16 protein-coding genes and 1 pseudogene are annotated in these 17,261 nt (G+C 61.0%); 8 read left to right on the forward strand and 9 right to left on the reverse strand.

From position 1 onward, the window contains the following. Window positions 1-127 precede the first annotated feature (127 nt). The 3 genes and pseudogenes from B5520_RS18390 to B5520_RS23280 all read right to left on the reverse strand — a co-directional run. Window positions 128-478 (reverse strand): hypothetical protein, encoded by a 351-nt coding sequence (locus tag B5520_RS18390; protein WP_079598520.1) that lies wholly within the window; start codon window positions 476-478, stop codon window positions 128-130. Between the two features lie 320 nt (window positions 479-798). After that, window positions 799-1,227: a hypothetical protein gene (locus B5520_RS18395; protein ID WP_079598521.1), complete on the reverse strand. Its 429-nt coding sequence runs from the start codon at window positions 1,225-1,227 to the stop codon at window positions 799-801. A 1,892-nt stretch (window positions 1,228-3,119) separates the two neighbouring features. After that, window positions 3,120-3,251: pseudogene (locus B5520_RS23280) on the reverse strand (thymidylate synthase); the annotation flags it as partial. 497 nt (window positions 3,252-3,748) lie between these two features. On the opposite strand from B5520_RS23280, the gene B5520_RS18405 reads away from it, so the two are divergent. The 4 genes from B5520_RS18405 to B5520_RS18420 are packed head-to-tail and all read left to right on the forward strand — an operon-like array spanning window position 3,749 to window position 6,876. Next, window positions 3,749-4,180 (forward strand): LexA family protein, encoded by a 432-nt coding sequence (locus B5520_RS18405; RefSeq protein WP_079598523.1) that lies wholly within the window; start codon window positions 3,749-3,751, stop codon window positions 4,178-4,180. A 10-nt stretch (window positions 4,181-4,190) separates the two neighbouring features. Continuing rightward, a complete protein-coding gene (locus B5520_RS18410) occupies window positions 4,191-5,471 on the forward strand; it encodes a Y-family DNA polymerase (protein WP_254865641.1) in 1,281 nt (426 codons plus the stop codon). Window positions 5,472-5,511: 40 nt separating this feature from the next. Next, the gene (locus B5520_RS18415; RefSeq protein WP_079598525.1) at window positions 5,512-5,844 is read left to right on the forward strand and encodes a hypothetical protein; all 333 of its coding nucleotides are present in this window, start codon (window positions 5,512-5,514) and stop codon (window positions 5,842-5,844) included. 9 nt (window positions 5,845-5,853) lie between these two features. Further along, window positions 5,854-6,876, forward strand: coding sequence for an ATP-dependent DNA ligase (locus tag B5520_RS18420; protein WP_079598526.1), 1,023 nt, complete (start codon window positions 5,854-5,856; stop codon window positions 6,874-6,876). Here the strand turns inward: B5520_RS18420 and B5520_RS22815 are convergent. Both B5520_RS22815 and B5520_RS18425 read right to left on the reverse strand, forming a co-directional pair. Continuing rightward, the gene (locus B5520_RS22815; protein ID WP_156400164.1) at window positions 6,873-7,019 is read right to left on the reverse strand and encodes a hypothetical protein; all 147 of its coding nucleotides are present in this window, start codon (window positions 7,017-7,019) and stop codon (window positions 6,873-6,875) included. The two genes, B5520_RS18420 and B5520_RS22815, sit on opposite strands and share 4 nt — an antisense overlap. Window positions 7,020-7,028: 9 nt before the next feature. Beyond that, complete coding sequence (locus B5520_RS18425) at window positions 7,029-7,745, reverse strand: SOS response-associated peptidase (protein ID WP_079598527.1); 717 nt, start codon at window positions 7,743-7,745, stop codon at window positions 7,029-7,031. 90 nt (window positions 7,746-7,835) lie between these two features. Here B5520_RS18425 and B5520_RS18430 point away from each other — a divergent pair, with 90 nt between their 5' ends. Then, window positions 7,836-8,150 carry a hypothetical protein gene (locus B5520_RS18430; RefSeq protein ID WP_139386259.1) on the forward strand — a complete coding sequence of 105 codons (315 nt, stop codon included), beginning with the start codon at window positions 7,836-7,838 and terminating at the stop codon, window positions 8,148-8,150. A gap of 17 nt (window positions 8,151-8,167) precedes the next feature. On the opposite strand, the gene B5520_RS18435 is transcribed toward B5520_RS18430, so the two are convergent. The 4 genes from B5520_RS18435 to B5520_RS18450 form a co-directional block, all read right to left on the reverse strand. Beyond that, window positions 8,168-11,245, reverse strand: a complete 3,078-nt coding sequence (locus B5520_RS18435) for a type I restriction endonuclease subunit R (RefSeq protein ID WP_079598529.1) — start codon at window positions 11,243-11,245, stop codon at window positions 8,168-8,170. Between the two features lie 77 nt (window positions 11,246-11,322). Next, a complete protein-coding gene (locus B5520_RS18440) occupies window positions 11,323-12,564 on the reverse strand; it encodes a restriction endonuclease subunit S (protein ID WP_079598530.1) in 1,242 nt (413 codons plus the stop codon). After that, window positions 12,561-14,531: a type I restriction-modification system subunit M gene (locus B5520_RS18445; protein ID WP_079598531.1), complete on the reverse strand. Its 1,971-nt coding sequence runs from the start codon at window positions 14,529-14,531 to the stop codon at window positions 12,561-12,563. The genes B5520_RS18440 and B5520_RS18445 overlap by 4 nt, the downstream gene beginning before the upstream one ends. A gap of 333 nt (window positions 14,532-14,864) precedes the next feature. Beyond that, window positions 14,865-15,968, reverse strand: coding sequence for an ImmA/IrrE family metallo-endopeptidase (locus B5520_RS18450; protein WP_079598532.1), 1,104 nt, complete (start codon window positions 15,966-15,968; stop codon window positions 14,865-14,867). 148 nt (window positions 15,969-16,116) lie between these two features. Here B5520_RS18450 and B5520_RS18455 point away from each other — a divergent pair, with 148 nt between their 5' ends. The 3 genes from B5520_RS18455 (at window position 16,117) to B5520_RS22820 (ending at window position 17,261) form a co-directional block, all read left to right on the forward strand. Next, window positions 16,117-16,350: a hypothetical protein gene (locus tag B5520_RS18455; protein WP_079598533.1), complete on the forward strand. Its 234-nt coding sequence runs from the start codon at window positions 16,117-16,119 to the stop codon at window positions 16,348-16,350. Between the two features lie 96 nt (window positions 16,351-16,446). Then, the gene (locus B5520_RS18460; RefSeq protein WP_079598534.1) at window positions 16,447-16,884 is read left to right on the forward strand and encodes a multiubiquitin domain-containing protein; all 438 of its coding nucleotides are present in this window, start codon (window positions 16,447-16,449) and stop codon (window positions 16,882-16,884) included. Further along, window positions 16,881-17,261 (forward strand): hypothetical protein, encoded by a 381-nt coding sequence (locus B5520_RS22820; protein WP_176156917.1) that lies wholly within the window; start codon window positions 16,881-16,883, stop codon window positions 17,259-17,261. Before B5520_RS18460 ends, B5520_RS22820 begins: the two co-directional genes overlap by 4 nt.

A 17,261-nucleotide genomic window follows, 5' to 3' on the forward strand; every position in this document is an offset into this window, starting at 1 on the left:
CGGCCGCCGCCCGGCACCTGGCTGCTGCGGGATGGGCGGTCCGCCGCCGGCGACCACCAGCGCAAGCCGGCCACGACGGCGGACCGCCCGCGGGTGACCGGCCCCGAAAGACCGGCCACCATCGGCCCTATTCGCGGCGGTCGTGGAGCGGGACGGCGCCATAGTGTCCGGCCGCGCGGCGGAACCTGGCGTCACTGCTGAAGATAAACGTGCCGCCGAACATGTACCACGGGCCGGGTTCACCTTCCGGGGCGACCGGCTCGGCGTGGATCACGGTTCCCCGGTGGAAGTGCTCGTTTTTGACGAGCCGGACGGCGGGACGTTCCTCGGTGGCCTCGAACACCGGGTCGATGTCTTCGCCAATGACGGTTACTTCCATGACGCGGGCGGAGATGCCCCGGTTCGAGAAGTCCGTGCCCAGGGAGTCGCGGTAGATCAGGGCGGTGATGCCCTTGGGGGCGGTGGTGTCGTTGCTCATGTGCTGGCTCCTTTGAAGTCGTGGGTGCTGTACTGCCCGGCTCCGGCCGGGCAGTACAGCGGTTGTCAGTGCTGGTTAGGCCGCGTCCGTGAGGGTGCAGGGCATCCGGTAGCGGCTGGGTAGTTCGGCGGCGGATTCGGGCAGGTCTTCCGGTCCGTGGGCCTGTCCGTTCTTCCAGTGAAAGAACGCCTGCTCACTTATCGCGGTCCAGAACCTCGCCTTGGTCCGATAGAAGGTGACCGGGCATTATTCGCTTGATGCATCATCGAAGCGCCCAGCCTCACGGTCGTCACGCGTGCCTAGCTGGGGCGACGGGTCGTTTAGTCCGTCCAGCCTGTGTAGGGACGGCGGTCTCGGTCGGGTAGTCCGGTGGCGGTTTCGGGTAGGTTGGTCGGGCCGTGCGCAGTCCCGTTCTTCCACCAGTAGTGGGCGTGTTTGGTGATGGCTTCGTGCTGCTGAGACTTGCTGCGGTAGAAGGTGCAGGTCACGTCGCCTTCGCAGTACGTGGCGACACCGAATAAGTTGCCGATGCCATCGGCGGTCCGGATACCGGCGACCATGACGAGGGGCCACTGGCCCAGGTCCCAGCCCTCGCTCCCCCAGCTGGGAATCACTGCCCAGCCGTGTTCTTCGATGAGTTCCATCCAGTCGTAGCCTCCGTTCATGTGATAGTCCCGCAGGACGGTGACGCCTTCGATTTCCTCGCCGGTGTCGGCGGTGGTCACGGTGTCGGTAGCGATCGCGTTCATGTGGTTTGTCCTTTGCCGAGAGTTGGGTTGGAGGAGCGCTCGTGATGAGTGGCCAGCTTCCCCTCTCCCCCGTTGTTTTGGCTGCTGGCGAAGCTTGCGGAGCTGTGACCGATGGAAGCCTGTCTACCCTTGGGCAAGGGCCGGAAAATCCTGGGAGGATCCGAGCGTGCGAGGATCCTGAGTTCAGGAATTTCCGGCACGCAGGCCCCGACTTTGGAGGGGCTAGACAGGCTGGAACGGGCACGTACAATCCCTTGGGACAGCAGCCAAAACGTCGTAGACACACCAGGTTCAGGGGGTCCGGAGCTCTGCGACGGCACGCCCTGGACCCAACAGCCGGCCGCGCCAGCGGACGCCCATCACCTGGTTGAAGCGCAGCGGAAACCAGATTCGTTCCAGCGGAAAGCCTGTCCCTCCCGTTGGCAATGACGTCGGCGGCACAACTCAGCAAGCTTGCCAATGTGGCATGCTCGTAAACGTAAGCAGCAGGATGTTTGCAACGCAGAAGGTCCGCACTCTTCGGAATGCGGACCTTCTGTTCTCCCCTGCGGGATCCGGGATGTTGGTACCGTAGGAGCGTCCCGTCGGTTGCAGCGGAACTTGGGGAAGTTCTCTCCTGGCGGGACTCTAGTCAGAGGGGCAGGATGTATGGGACTGCGAAGCTTTTTCCAACGGAAGCCGGCAAGCACGGTCGAGACCGCGGCCGACTCCCCGCCACTAACCTCCCCGGCAGCGTCAGAGCCATCATTAACGCCCGCGCAACTCGCCGAGTTGCAGCAGGCATGGGCCGAACTCAATGAAGCGGCAAAGGCTTCAGGTGTAAAACGCTTGCACGCCTGTTCCCGGGGTGGAAAGCCCTGGCAGGAAGACGTGGCGACCGTGCGAGCCTTGGCCACCACCCTCCATGACCTACACATAGAGGACTCCGCCTCCGGCGCCCAGCCGGAGAGGTAGACCGGACCGTGCCCGCCGCGGGCGCAGGGCCATCGCCGGCTGAACATATCCGGCGCGACCGCCACCGGGCGCACCCTGCCTCCAGGGCGCAGCCAAGCAGTAGCAGCCCCGGCCCGGGCGATCGGCACCAGGACCCAGCAAAGCGCCCGCACAGCCTGCCGGTACGGCAGATCGTGCGGGCGCTTTTCCATGCTCAGGAATCATCTTGTCCCCCGCAAGCTGCCGGGCCTGGGGGTCAAGCCCGGCAGGTGCGGAGCGTTAGCGCCAGTGCCAGGGGTCGATCCAGGTGATAACCACCGTGTAGATCAGGCGCGCGACATTGACGATGAAGCTGAACATTGCCCATGGGGGCTGTTGTTTGGGCCGGGTCATTGCGGCATCCCTTCCTTCCGAGAAAAGGAGCCGTCAACTGTCAGGACTGGCTGCCAAGGGGCAGCAGGACATAACCTAGGTGTGTATCTCCCAATACAACGCCTAGTGTCAACGGCTCAAACCGGCTGACTCTGGACTTGCTGAAGCCCGTTGGCGCGGGCTTCACGCATTTAAAGTCAGCTGCCAAATCAGCTACACAACAAGCGTATCTGGGCGGCATGACGGCCTCCGGCATGTGGTGGCGTTAGTCACCAACACGCGACGTTGGTTAACCTCCGGTCCCGGCTGTTGTATATCCCTCGTTGGCTACCCTCCAATTCTGCCGTATGCGTTATCCACACCAATATTTTCCCGTTGTTGCTGTTGCCTCGTGGGGCTAATGTTGCCTCCCAGTCAGGCGCCTGTTCCCCTCGATCTGGGGGAGTTCGGGGCTGATATGGCCCAACATCTGGTGTTCGTAGGTGGGCTGTCGAAGATTGGTTCCAGCGGGTTCCGGGGAAGGTGGCCGCTGGCTAGCTAGGACCGTAAGACCGGATGGCACGGGGACACGTCCATGCCTGCCCACGCTCGGCGAGCGGGTCGACATGGCCGCCGTCCGGGGTGGGCCAGCTGCGCCACGGAACGCCGTAGAGCGGCCCCCGATTCGGTCCCCATTCGTCCCATATGGTCACTCGCTGGACGTTCTCGAGTACGAACCGGCGGGATGCTCACCCCAAAATTGTCTTATCCCCCTCGGCGGCTGCCCTGGGGGTCGAAGTACCACCCCCCCAGTGCCGGCCTAGTTGGCGTGTGCTTTTTCGCAGGCGTCCACGACGCTGGCGTCAGCCGACCCCGGGCGTTGACGGTCATTCCCTTGGGGCTGCATTTCTCGCCCCAATCTGGGCCGGACTCCCGAACCCTCCAGGTTGCAGGGCGTTGGTGATGGAAGGCGATGGGCAGCTCGCTGTCCACGGACACGGCCGCCGAGCTGGTCCTGTCCAGGCTGGGGGCAATTCGGGTTATCCACGGCTGGATCTTGGGAGCCATGGGGAAGCTCCCTTCAGCAGTCGTAGCGGTGGATAACCCTGATGAAATTGTCCCTGGCTGTGGGCAGCCACCACCTCCCCCGCTGCGCCCGACCGTCTTTTGTTGCCCTGTCGTAGGCGAGGGGTAGCATGGAGACTCAATCGAACGAATATTCGAATAAAGGCGAGTCGTGAGCGTGATTGTCGGTCCCCGTGTGATAGATGCGGGCGTTTCGTTGTTGTCGGTGCTGGTTTCTCCGGTGCCGGTAGCAGCGGGGTTTCCGTCGCCGGCACAGGACTACTTTGATGGCCGGATCGACCTGAACGCGCACCTGATAAAGGACGTCACCAGCACCTATGTGGTGCGGGTGTCCGGGGAGTCGATGGAAGGTGCCGGGATCAGCGACGGCGACGAGCTGATCGTGGACCGGTCCCTGGAGCCGCGCGACGGTTCCGTGGTCGTCGCGGTCCTGGACGGGGAGCTTACGATCAAGCGGCTGAGGATCACCCCGACAGGGGTGATCCTCCAGGCCGAGAACCCGGCCTACCCCGACATCGAAGTCCCGGCGCTGGCCAATCTGAGCATTTGGGGGACGGCCGTCCGGTGTTTACACCATGTCTAAGCCAGCATTGATGCGGCATATGCCGCAGATCGCTCACGTAGATGTGAACTGCTTCTACGCCTCCGCCGAGCGGGCGTTCAACCCTTCCCTGGAAGGCAAGCCCGTCATCGTGCTGTCCAATAACGACGGCTGCGCCGTCACCCGCTCCCCCGAAGCCAAAGCCCTGGGCATCGGCATGGGAGATCCCTGGTTCAAGCTCGCCCCGCGGGCGAAGGAATGGGGCCTGATCGCACTTTCCAGCAACTACGAGCTGTATGGCGATATCAGCTCCCGGGTTATGGAGCTGCTGGGCCGGTACTCGGCCTGGCTGGAGGTCTACAGCATCGATGAAGCCTTCCTCGGCGTCAAAGGCTCCCCGGCCGAGCTTTTGGCGGCGGGCCGGTCGATGAAAGCGGCCGTCCGCCGGAACGTCGGCGTGCCGGTCTGCGTCGGGATCGCCCCGACGAAGACGCTGGCAAAGCTGGCCAACAAGTGGGCGAAGAACAACAAGGCCTTTGCGGGGGTGTGCCACTGGGACTCCGTCCCCGCATCGGAGCGGGAGGCACTGCTGGGCCGGCTGTCGGTAGAGGAGGTGTGGGGCATCGCCGGGCGGCTGACCAGGCGGCTGAACGTGATGGGCATCTTCACCATTGCTGACCTGGTCCGGGCCGACCCGGTCGCGATCCGGGACAAGTTCAATGTCGTGATGATGCGCACCGTCCTAGAACTGCAGGGAACCCCCTGCATCCCCATGGAAGAGGAACGGATCGGACGGGACCAGCTGATCTTCTCCCGCTCGTTCGCCAAACCCATCACCACCGCCGCGGGAATCCGGCAGGTGATGAGTGTGTACGGGCAGCAGGCATCGGCGCGGCTGGCCAAACACGGGCTGCAGGCCAAGGTCCTGACCGCGTTCGCCGGAACCTCGCACTTTAACCCCAAAGACACCTCATACCCGTCCGTGTGCGTGCCGTTGCCGATGCCCACCGCCGACCCGGTGATCCTGACCAAAGCCGGCCACGCCCTACTGCCCCGGATCGTCGAGGGCGTCCGGTATGCCAGGGCCGGGATCATGGTCACTGACCTGCGCCCCAGCGGCAACCAGGCACCCCTGTCACTGTTCGAAAACCCGCACGAGGAACGGCACATTGGAACCCTGCTGGAGGACGTCACCCGCCGGTACGGCCGCGGATCCATCGGCCTTGGCCACGGCGGGATCCGCGGCGGGCCGGACTGGACCATGAAACGGGACATGCTCTCCCCCAGATACACCACCCACTGGGACGAACTCCCCCTCGTCAAAGCCGCCTAGACGGCTGCTCTCTGCACCACCCAGGAAGAAAACCAAGCACATGACCATCACTCCCGAAGCTCCCACCCTCAGCACTCCGGTCGACGTCCGGTTCACCGCAGCCGGCACTCCCCTGGCCGTCCGCTACGGCGGGCGAATTTGGGCCGTCGATCCAACCCTCGACACTGCCCACTGGTTCACCAGGGACTCCTGGTGGGAAACCCGCCGGAGCGTGCCCGTAGGAATCGGGAACGTCCTCGACATCGAATACTGGCGCGTCCAGGTCAGTCACACGTCGGACTCGCCGCTGCGGACCTTTGAACTTCGCCGCGAGCCCCTCTCCGAGCAGTGGCTGCTGACGTCCATCACTGACGACGGGGCGGCCGCCGCGTAGCGTAGGGCCATGGACCACGTAGCGGGATTACCGGCGGAACTTACCCCGCCGGTGAAAGTCGCACTTGCCCGCGCCGTCAAGACGATGCCCCGCAGTGGCGCAGTACACGGGGCCCTGCTGTTTGAACCTAAATGGGACGGGTACAGATGTGTTGCGGTCAGGGATGACCAGGGCGCCACGCTGTGGTCCCGGCAAGGGAAGGAACTGACTGGGTACTTCCCTGAACTCTATTCAGCGGTCGCTGCTGCTGTCCCTCCGGGATGTGTGATCGACGGCGAAGCCGTGATCTGGAGCCAGGGCCGGCTGAACTTCGACGCCCTGCAGCAGCGCCTGGGCGCAGGACCAAGAACCCTGCCGGGGCTGGTGGAAGCGGCGCCGGCCAATTACGTGGCCTTCGATGTGCTGGCCGTTGCCGGACATGACGCAAGGGACCTGCCGCTGAGCAACCGGCGGGCACTCTTGGAAGAACTCGCCACAGGCTGGGAACCACCGCTGTCCCTCTCCCCCGTCACTACTGACCGGGATGTGGCACAGCAATGGCTGGAAGACATGCCGCACATAGGGGTTGAAGGGCTGGTCATCAAAGCCACGAATCAGCCCTACACCCCGGGCGTCCGGTCCTGGTTGAAGCTCAAGCACAGGGAAACTCTGGAAATTATCTGTGGCGCAGTGATCGGGCCGATCACCCAGCCCTCAGAAGTCGTCGCCGGCCTGGTTCTGGACGGCAAGCTACGGATCGTCGGCCGGTCCACACCGTTAAAGACAAGTGACAGCACGGAACTGGCCCGGTGGCTTCACCCGCCGGCCGGCGAGCATCCGTGGCCGACGACCGTGAAGGGTACGGCCCTGGACAGGTTTAACCGGGACAGGGAACCCGTGGCCCTGACCCTCGTTGAACCCGTGGTTGTTGAGGTTTCCGCCGACACTGCCTGGTCAGGCAGGTCCTTCCGGCACCCCTTGCGGATCCTCAGGGCGCGGCCGGAGCTGACCCCTGCCGATGTCGTCCTGCCCGACCGGCTGCAGGGGGGTTAGCGATCCGTGCGGATCACGATGAGGTTTTGGCCCTCTTCCAGAAGCGCGTAGAGGTTTTCCCGTGCTTCTTCGTAGGTGTCGCCTTCGGCCTCGATGTGGTTGTAGCTGCCGTCCGGGTTAGTGATGGTGCCGGTGAGTATCACCGCATGAGCCTATGTGGCTGCAGGCTCGGCGGGCTCGATGAGCTCCGGCCCGTTGTTGCGGACACTGTTGACCCGGGGGCTGACAATCCGAGGTGTCAGGGTCGGTTCTGGCAGGGAGTCCAGCAGGTGCTGGATGTCGTTCTTGTCGGTCAGGTCCGGGTCGAGCCACTCCGCGAAACGGTCGCGCGGGATGATGACCGGGGAACGGTCATGGACGTGCCCCAAGGCGTCCTGCGTGGTGGTGGTCAGCACCGTGCAGCTGAGTAGCCACCGATTCGGATCGTCCTCGGGCAGCGACGGGTCAGCCCACCACTCGTACAGACCCGCGAAGCCCAGCAAGGGCTCTTTCTCGGAATAGAGGTAGTTGGGGATCTTCTTGCCGTCTTCGGTTTTCTGCCATTCGTAGTACCCGTCCGCGGGTAGCAATCCTCTGCGTTTGACGGCCGCCTTGCGGAACGACGGCTTCTCCAAAATGCTCTCGCTCCTAGCGTTGATCAGCTTGGAGCCGATTTTGACGTCCTTCGCCCATGACGGCACCAGACCCCAGTGCGCCACGAGCAGGTGACGCTCGATGCTGCCCTCGTCCAGCCGCTCCGCGATGATCGGCACAGCCTGAGTAGGCGCGACGTTCCAGCTTGGCGCCGGCGGGGTGCCCTCCACTTCTTTGGCTTCAAAGTGGCTGAGCAGGTCACCGGTGGCCTTGGACATCACGTATCTGCCGCACATGAGGCCATTCTGCCTGACATGGCCGCAATTTTTCCGCAGGGTTCCCGGGAACGGGCTGAATATCAGCAGCTGCGAATTTACGCTGGTTCCATGGCCGACTCTGGAATTGAATCACCCGAGCCCTACTGGCTGATGAGGATGCGTCAAGCCGCTAAACAGCGGCCCAGAACCCGGTTCGTTAAGATCCGGTGGATCGAGTTGCAATACCTGCTCCGCGAGCGGGATGCCCTCTGGCTCGCCGCCGGTCCAGCCATGCGCGAACGGCTTCTAAAGCTGCGCGAGACCGATGACTATACGTACCTCTCGCTTCCGGAGATAGCCGCCCCGCAGGCATCCCAAGGCGAGGAAAACGCCTCTAGCATTCCTCCGAATCCGCGTATAGATGCCGCGGTCCCAGCTGATTAGGCCCCACAGATGACCGCTCAGCCCTGCAGTTCCTCGTAGACCAGTTCGCTCAGCATCTTGAGCAAGGCATGCATCTTTGTCTTGTCCCCCAATGCCTGAAGGCTCAGGTTGTAGTGGCTGTCCATGGAGTTGGTGACGGCGTCGCTGACAGCCTTTTCGAGGTGCGGGCTGCTGCCGAAGTGGCTCCGAGAGTTGTTCTTGGCCTGTTTCTGCAGCGTCTCGTTTTTCACCAGCTCCCGCCGCACGCCTTCCACGAAGTGAGCCACGGCGTCCAGTTCCTCCCCTTCGAAGGGCAGGTTGGCCTGCTGGATGACTTCCTCCCAGGTGACCAGGACGGGATCCTTGGCCTGGCCAGTTCCCGGATCAGTTAGGGGCTTTAGTAGCTCACCTTCGCCGGAAAGCTGCAGTTGTGCCTCTCCTTTGTCCTTGAGCGCGTACTTCGCGAGCACGACGCCGGAGAGATCCAGCGCCACCTTGGCGTCGTTCACTCGCAGCACGGGCAGGAGGTGCTTGTAGTAGATTGCGCGCTTCTCCAGGTCGGTGTCGGCGTAGTCGTAGATCTGGGAGAGGAAGTCGTAGGCGCGGACGAAGGAGCCCAGATCCTTGCGGAACAGGTCCAGCTCGTCCTGGGCGGCCTTGTTAGCATCGGCCACCGCTTCGTTGTAGCGGGTGTTGAATCGGGATTTAGCCGGCGCTACCCAGCTGGACAAGGCGTTGTTGCCTTCTTCAAGCACATAGGACTTCACCAGGCCGTCCACCTCGGACTCGAGGTAGATCTGGGAGGCGTCAAGCTTGGCCTGCAGGTCGTGCACCACGTTCGGGTTGGCCACATCCTCCAGCGCGGCCTCCCGGAAGTACGGCTGGAACGAGGCAAGAATCTCGGCGGGTTCGTTGACGAAGTCCAGCACGAAAGTCTGGTCCTTGCCGACGGCGGTTCGATTCAGCCTGGAGAGTGTCTGAACTGCGGAGACGCCCGAGAGTTTCTTGTCCACATACATGGCAACGAGCAGCGGCTGGTCGAAGCCGGTCTGGAACTTGTTGGCCACGAGCATGATCTTGTACTCGTCAGTGGAGAACGCCTCGGGCAGCGTACGGCCTTTCAGGCCTGGGTTCATGTTCAGTTCGGTGAATGCCTCGGGGCCAGAATCGGCATCGGTTACTTCTCCGGAGAAGGCGACCATTGTGCCCAGTTCGGTGTACCCGGCGTCGCTGATGTACTTGTCGATCGCGAGCTTGTAACGCACGGCTTCCTTGCGGGAACCAGTGACGACCATAGCTTTGGCCTTACCGCCGAGGCGCCAGGCGACATTCTCGCGGAAGTGCTCCACAATCACCTGAACCTTCTGGCTGATGTTGTATGGATGCAGCTTCACCCACTTCATCAGAGACTTCAGGGCCTCGGATTTCTCCACCTGGGAGTCATCCGAGTCGTAGTCCCGGCCCTCGTGGGTCAGCCGGTACGCCACCTTGTAGCTGGTGTAGTTCTGCAGGACGTCCAGGATGAAGCGCTCCTCGATGGCTTGCTGCATGGAATACAGGTGGAACGGCTGCGGCAGCCCATCCGGGCCCTTGCGGCCGAACAGCTCAAGGGTTTTGGCCTTTGGCGTCGCGGTGAAAGCGAAGTAACTGATGTTCTTCGCATCTGCCCGCTCCGCCATTTCGGCAGCCAGGAAGGACTCGATGTCGAACTCGCCGCCGTCGCTGACGTCCGCCAGCTCCTCCGCGGAAAGCACCTTCTTGAGTTTGTTGGCTGTGGATCCGGTCTGTGACGAGTGCGCCTCGTCCGCGATTATGGCAAAGTTCCGGCCTTTCAGGGCCTGGGATTCAGCGATAGCCTTCAGCGCAAACGGGAAGGTTTGGATGGTGACGATGATGATCGGCGTCCGGGCAACCAGCGCTGCAGTGAGTTCGCCGGACTTGGAGCCGGCGTTGCCACGGATAGGGACCACGACGCCGGACTTGTGCTCGATCTGGTAGATCGCGTCCTGCAGCTGTGCGTCGAGCACTGTTCGGTCTGTCACTACGATTACAGAGTCGAATATTTTCTGGTCCTGGGCGTCGTGCAGCGCGCTGAGCTGGTGCGCAGTCCACGCGATGGAGTTGGTCTTACCGGACCCCGCCGAATGCTGCACAAGGTATCGGTTCCCTGGGCCCTCCGTGCGGGACGTCTCGATCAACTGATTAACTACGTCCCACTGGTGGTAGCGCGGAAAAAGCAAGGATTTGCGGACTTCGCGTTCCCCGGTGACCGGGTTGGTCTTGTCACTGATCTGCAGGTGCAGGAATTTGCCAATGATGTTCAGCCAAGAGTCGCGCTGCAGGACCCGTTCCCAGAGGTAGCTGGTGGCCGATCCTTTCGGGTTTGGCGGGTTGCCGGCACGTCCGCTGTCACCAACGTTGAAGGGCAGGAAATAGGTGTCCTTGCCCTTCAGCTCGGTTGTCATTTGGATCTCGTCGTTACTGACAGCGAAATGCACCAAAGCGCGGCGGCCGAAGGACAGCAATGGCTCGTCCTTGTTTTTGCCGTTGCGAGGCAGTCGGTCCTTGCGGTACTGCTCGACGGCGTCACTGATGTTCTGCGTGAAGTCCGTCTTCAGCTCGATAGTCGCGACCGGAAGTCCGTTGACGAACAGGACCAGGTCGATGCTCTTCTTAGTGTCGACGGTCGAATAGTGGACCTGCCGAATTACCCTGAGTCGAACCTTTCCGTAGCGTTCCAACGTCTCAGGGTTAAGACCCATGGCCGGCTTAAACTGGCACATCTCGAACTTCGCGGCAACGTCCTTAAACCCGGTGCGCAGAACTGAGAGCATGCCTGCTTCCTTGGCCGCGGGTTTATCCAAGACCTTGCACAGCCGGTCCAGCAGCAGCCGCCTGGCGGTTTCCTGATCGCCAGGTGAATCGGTCGGCTTTAGAACCTTGGCCAGCTGCTCCGGCTGGGTGTGGGCAAGCCAGGCGAAGACGTCTTCTGGCACGAGCGCGCGTGTGGCGTCGTACAAATCACCGCTCTTACGGTCCGGCTCGTAGATCCAACCTTCGGCCGCAAGGGCCTGGCAAATCTCATCTTCGAAGGATATTTCGTTGTGCTGAGCCATGCTGGTTCCCCCAGAAACTGTCGAAAAAATACGGACCGAGCTTCACGTTTACGGTCCGGAGATGCACGTAGGAAACGTCACGCTTCGAAGCCCCCTTCTTGAATGTCGATCTTGCCTGTCACCGCAGCGGAGATAAGGGCGGCGCGGCGTTGTCGCAACAGATCGAGGCTTAGCAGTACAGGCTTTTGCAATTTGTCCATCACTGCGAGTTTTTCCCTGATCCAAGCGTCGATGGCCTCCTGCTCCTGAATCGGCGGAACGGGAAGACGAAGTTGCGCGAAATTTGCAAAGCGTAGCGCTTGCCCATCTCGAACGAGATTGCTAGTCGACTGCAGGCCCGAAATGTATCGATCAGACTTGAACAACCATCGGAAGTACTCCACATCTATTCCTGGAGTGGGAACAAGCATTACGTAAGCGGAACTGATCTTGCCCTGGATGCGAGAAAGCTCGAGGCCCCCTTGGAAACTTCGCATGCTAATGACGAAATCGTTAGGCTCCACGTGCTTCAGAATTTCTTCACCCTTGATAACCGATGTAACGCGATTACCTGTCGTTGCCACGAATTCAGCCTGCGAAATGATTCCGTGGACCTGCGAGGCAGTCAGCTGTTCATCATCGGGACGTGCTCTTTCCCCTCGTTCGCGGAAGATGCGGCGGGACCCCACTACATCCCAGTGGGCCGGCACTTCGCCAAGCCATGGGGCGCCGGAGCGTTTGGTCGGAGCGTCAGGGTTGAGGCCTTTGGTGACGGCGTGGGTAATGATGGCTTGTCGCTTCTCGCCGAGCAGCTTGATAAGCAGCTCCTGCTTACCGATCAGCTCGTCAATCTGGGCCGTCTCACGGTCTAGGAATTTGGCTATCTGGGTCTGAACCTTTGTGGAGGACAAGGGGATTTTGACGGATGCCAACGCAGACGCAGAGAGCTCCAAGAATGTGGATCCTTGGCCCATGGATTGGAGCTGCGGTCCAACATGGGCAAGCGAGTATCTGAGGAAAGGGGCTGAGATGCCGTCACGGGGAATCAAAGCTTTACAGCCTTGGTTGAAGGCCATCGGTACATCATTGATTGCGGCGTAACCAATAGGAGCGCGTGTTGAGAGTAAGACGCTCCCCTTCGGCGCGATAGTTGATCCTGAGAGAGCACCCTTAGTTGTGAGGTTGCGCTCCGTTTCATTCAACGAGAAGCCGTTGGCCCGACCTAGGTCGACTGGCGTGGCCCATGGAACCTCACCGTTCCAATTGTCTGATTCAGGCGTTGGTGTCCCGCCGTTGGCTATCCGAACGAGGCGGCGAAGAGCAACCCACTGTGTCTTCACTTCTCTACCTCAGCCAGCAGTGTCGTGATCTCGGCGAACAGCTTATTAAGGTCTGCATCGATCTCGTCCAGCGACCGCGGCACTTCGTACTTGTGAAAGTGCCGTGTAAAGGGGATCTCGTAGCCAGTCTTTGTCTTGGCGTCGTCAATCCAAGCGTCCGGAACGTGCGGAAGCACCTCACGCTCGAAGTATTTCTGGATCACTTCGCCGAGTGGGACGCTTTCAGTGTCGCGGAGGTCCGGGTCTGCTTCGGGCAAGCCCTTTGGTCCTGTGCAGACATCGGCGGTCTCATCGCGTTCGGACAATCCGGTGAGGACGGCTTTCAGGGCAGGTGCGCCGAGCTTAAGGCCGGCGGCTGCAAGAGCGGGCTTGAGGTTCTTAACGAAGGCCTCCCGGTTCTTCCAGAGTTTCGTCTCGTCTTCGCCGAGCCGGATGATGGCCTTCTCGAGAAGCTGCCGTTCGTCATCGGTGAGCTTCTCCAGAGATTTTTGTGCCAGAACGGTCTCGATGCGCTCCCCCGTGCACGCGAAGTTGAGCTTCAGAGGACGTTCGACGGTGATGGTGGAGTAGCCGAAATCCTGGTTGTTGAAGACTTTGGAGGTTTCGCCGTTGTCTTGGAACGTACCGTAGAGCTGGACGATGTGCGCGACATCTTTGGGGCCGAGCTCCTTGCGTTTCGAGCCAAGGCTTTTGCGCATTTTTTGGAAGCATTCGACAGCGTTGATGAGCTGGATCTTTCCGACGCGCTCCGGGTGTTTCTGCTTCTTGCTGTTGGAGAGGATCCAGATGTAGGTGGCGATGCCGGTGTTGTAGAACATGTCTGTCGGCAGGGCGATAATGGCTTCGACGAGATCGTTCTCAATAAGGTACCTACGGATCTCGGACTCGCCGGAGCCGGCGCCGCCACTGAACAGCGGTGAGCCATTCAGGACGATGCCGATACGCGAACCCCCTTGGTGCGCGGGACGCATCTTCCGAATCAGGTGAAGCAGGAACAGCAGCGAGCCGTCGCTGACGCGAGGCAGACCAGGGCCGAAACGACCCTCGAAGCCGTGGAGTTCGTGCTCCTTTTGGATCTGCGGCTGGATTTTCTTCCACTCGACGCCAAAGGGCGGGTTGGAGAGCATGAAGTCGAACTGCTGGCCGATGTTTTGGTCGTTGGCGAGGGTATCGCCGACAGAGATCTTGGAAATGTCCTGGCCCTTGATCAGCAGGTCCGACTTGCAGATGGCGTAAGACTCGCCGTTGATCTCCTGCCCGTAGGCGACGAGGGAGGCGCTGGGGTTGAGTGCGTGCAGGTGTTCCTGGGCGACGGTGAGCATGCCGCCCGTTCCGGCGGTGGGATCGTAGATGGACCGGACGATGCCTTCTTTGGTGAGGACGTCATCGTCATAGTTCAGCAGTAGCTGGACCATGAGTTGGATGACTTCGCGCGGGGTGAAGTGCTCGCCGGCGGTCTCGTTGGATGCTTCGGCGAAGCGGCGGATGAGTTCCTCGAACATGAGGCCCATCTCGATGTTGCTGATGGTCTCCGGGTGGAGATCGATAGCGGCGAAGTCCTTGGTGACGTGGTACAGCAGGTCCGAGCTGTCCAGCTTCTCGAGTGTCTTATAGAACTCGAAACGCTCGAAGATGTCGCGGGTGTTTTCCGAGAAACCCTGGACGTAGTTGAGGATATTCGCCTTGATGTTGGTGGGGTCATCGAGGAGCCTGGCAAAGTTGAACTTCGAGGTATTGAAGAAGCTGTGGCCGGAAGCCTTCTGCAAGAAGGTGTCCAGCGGGATGTTCAGGTCCTTCTTCGCTGCTGCTTCGGCGAGGACAGCGTTCTTGGTCTTCTCAAGGACGCAGTCTAGGCGGCGGAGGATGGTGAAAGGGAGAATCACCGAGCCGTACTGGGCGGGTTTATAGGTGCCTCGCAAAATGTTCGCGATGCTCCACACCAGGTTGGCGTTGTTGTTGCCGGCCATTATTCCCACTTCCGAGCCGCGGCAGCGGAGGCGCGGAGCAGGCCCACGGTCCCCAATGCCGTGCAGCGTTCATTGTTTCTCGCACGTACTTGCATTGAATTGTATTGGGCGACCAAAAGTTCCTTGGCATGCTGGTCGACCTCGACTTGGTGCGCAACAGAGGCCGGGGGTCAAGCAAATGACCAGCCTGGACGGACCAGAGAACAGGACCCCTGCCAATCCCGGTCCATGCCAACGGGTGAAGGCCGTCTTAGGCTGCACAACAATCGGCGACACGGCGTGCCCGTAAGCCGGTCGCTTTCCTTCCTCTTGCCCGTCTGGTCTCCTCGTCGGCTAGGCGATCAACTCCGCGAGGTCGAATTTCTTACGCAGCTTCGCGATCGGCCCACCCCACGTCTTGGTCCGGAACGCCCACTGACCCGCGACCAGGCTGGGGGAAACACCAAGCACGTTAGCGAGGGAGACGATTCCATTTACCGTCGTAATTGCGGCAAGTTGCGCCCTGTGGGCTCGCGGAATGAGATGGTCCTCCGCGAAAGCATTGGCAGCTGTTTCTTGTGCATCCGCATCGTCGTCAGCCTTGAATTCATCAATGAACGTACTTCTTTTCGGGTGAAGAAGCACGTGAGCGATCTCGTGCAGAAGCGTGAACCACAAGCTATCGAGAGCCTTATATCTGCTTGTCACCGCAATCATTGGCGTGCCGTTAATCCAACGCGATACGCCGCTAATTCGAGTGTTAGGAATCTCTGGGACAAATACGAGAACGACACCCGCGTCGAGCAAAAGTTCCTGCGCTTTCGTGAATGCCTTTCCTACGTCGTCCTTGACAGTGAGCTTAGGAAGTAGGGTGGCCGCAGCCCGCAACTTCGCGGAATCGTACGTCGGCGCGTTGGCGATGAGGCCGGCAGCGTGAAGTTCCGATAGCCGCAGCCAGAGAGCCGTCAGGTTCGGATCAATGGAATGGATCTGACTTCTCTTATAGGACGCCTGTGGCTCAAGCCAGGTCTTACCGTAGGCGTTAGGAGAGGCCACCTCGAAGAAACCTAAGAGTTTTGCCGCAACGTCCGGACCAGAATCATTCTTGTCGATTACTTTGCGGTCGATAAGCAACTGTCGAGGGAAGGAATTCGCCCATTCGACGAATCCGGCGAGAGCATTGTGCCTCTCCTTCCGCGCCTCGTGTGCCTGATGTGCTGCCTCCAAGTGGAGCCAAGTCTCGGCGGAAACTCCGAGAATTTCTTCCAGCGTGACGGCGACGTCGGGGGAAAGCGCAGCTGTTCCCTTGATGACGAGGTTGATGTGCTTCGGGCTAAGCCCGGTACGGGCGGCGAGCTGCGCTTGGCTGATAGCACGAGCGTCGAGCTCGCGTTGCAGTATGCGGCCGGGCCGGGGTGCGAAGTCGAATTGCGTGTCTGTGGCGATGTAAGTGGTCATGAGTCTCGATTCAGATCGCAGGCCGGAGGATCGACCGGCCCCGAATGTGGAAGTCCTGGACGAGTAGCGCTTGCGATGTAGCGTGATCGGGCAATGCTGCCCGATTTGCGACAGCGCTGGGAACCCCGTCGGAACTTAGCGGACGTACATGCATCTCAACCTCCTCGATCGAGAGAGTCAGATTTCCCGCGTTGACGTCTATTCGGACGCTCTGAAACGTCACGAGATTTTCGAACCGTGGAGCGTAGGCGACGACGTGCAGGAGATCTTCAGCCGCCGCGAGCTGACCATTGGCGACAGCGCGAAGGTGCGCTCCCGAGACACAAGAGTCCTCAAGCTGAGGACTTATCCACGCGAGCTGCAAGCTTTACCTCTTTGGTAAACGGAACTTATGGTAGAGTCGGGTTTACCCGACAGGTATAGGCTACCTGCTTCCGGCCGGAAGTAGGAGCAACGCTACATAAGGAAGGAGGGCCAAATGGCCCCCAACATAACCACCTCTTTGCAGATCTCTATCGACGGCAAAGCTTTCACCACTCAGGATGGCGATCAGGAGGCGGCGGCGCTGCTGCGCCTCGCTGGACGCGACCCAAAGATCTCCGATCTTTTCCTTGTCAACAAGAACGGCGTCGAAGAGAAAATCCGCGACGGCCAAATCATCAACCTAAAGGACGGTAATCGGTTCGTCTCCCGCCAAAGGGTTCGCTTCACCATCGACGGCGAGCCGCAAAGCAGCTACGACGACGACCAGACTGCCGCCGCGCTGCTCCGCCTCGCCGGAGTCGACCCGGCCGGCTACGACCTCGCCCGCATCATGGCCGCAGGCGGCACGGAGACGTTCCGCGACGAGCAGATCGTAAAGATTACGAACGGCGACGAGTTCGTCACCGCCAAGCATGTCGGAGGGGTTGCGTGAGCGATGCGATCGGCCTGACGGGGCCGGCCCAACAGTTCATCAATGACATGACTGCCGTGGGTGCCCCTGCCCGGGCCGACGGACCGCGCATCCTGTACGACGTCGTCGCGGTAGGCGGCGCTCTGAGTGGCCAGACCGTGACGACCGGCGTCAGCGCATCCGAGGTGCAGAGCTGGCCTATGGTCCCTCCCCACTGGATCCACCTCCCGGACTCTGTCACGTTCCCTGCGACGAATATGGATGACACCGACTGCCAGCCTGGATGGAAACGGCATTCCCGCGATTTCAGCTACTCCGACATGTCGATGCCACCGGCTCTCGCTTGGCTCCGGCACGTACGGGGCTTCATCTCGATCGCAATCCCGAAGGCGGCATGA

It is taken from the genome of Arthrobacter sp. P2b, from assembly GCF_900168295.1.
Taxonomy (GTDB): Bacteria; Actinomycetota; Actinomycetes; order Actinomycetales; family Micrococcaceae; genus Arthrobacter.

Coding starts and splice junctions, on each gene's coding strand:
- B5520_RS18390 (WP_079598520.1), bottom strand. CDS start 478: ATGAGCAACGACACCACCGCCCCCAAGGGCATCACCGCCCTGATCTAC.
- B5520_RS18395 (WP_079598521.1), bottom strand. CDS start 1,227: ATGAACGCGATCGCTACCGACACCGTGACCACCGCCGACACCGGCGAG.
- B5520_RS18410 (WP_254865641.1), top strand. CDS start 4,191: ATGCGGCATATGCCGCAGATCGCTCACGTAGATGTGAACTGCTTCTAC.
- B5520_RS18415 (WP_079598525.1), top strand. CDS start 5,512: ATGACCATCACTCCCGAAGCTCCCACCCTCAGCACTCCGGTCGACGTC.
- B5520_RS18420 (WP_079598526.1), top strand. CDS start 5,854: ATGGACCACGTAGCGGGATTACCGGCGGAACTTACCCCGCCGGTGAAA.
- B5520_RS18425 (WP_079598527.1), bottom strand. CDS start 7,745: ATGTGCGGCAGATACGTGATGTCCAAGGCCACCGGTGACCTGCTCAGC.
- B5520_RS18430 (WP_139386259.1), top strand. CDS start 7,836: ATGGCCGACTCTGGAATTGAATCACCCGAGCCCTACTGGCTGATGAGG.
- B5520_RS18435 (WP_079598529.1), bottom strand. CDS start 11,245: ATGGCTCAGCACAACGAAATATCCTTCGAAGATGAGATTTGCCAGGCC.
- B5520_RS18445 (WP_079598531.1), bottom strand. CDS start 14,531: ATGGCCGGCAACAACAACGCCAACCTGGTGTGGAGCATCGCGAACATT.
- B5520_RS18450 (WP_079598532.1), bottom strand. CDS start 15,968: ATGACCACTTACATCGCCACAGACACGCAATTCGACTTCGCACCCCGG.
- B5520_RS18455 (WP_079598533.1), top strand. CDS start 16,117: ATGCATCTCAACCTCCTCGATCGAGAGAGTCAGATTTCCCGCGTTGAC.
- B5520_RS18460 (WP_079598534.1), top strand. CDS start 16,447: ATGGCCCCCAACATAACCACCTCTTTGCAGATCTCTATCGACGGCAAA.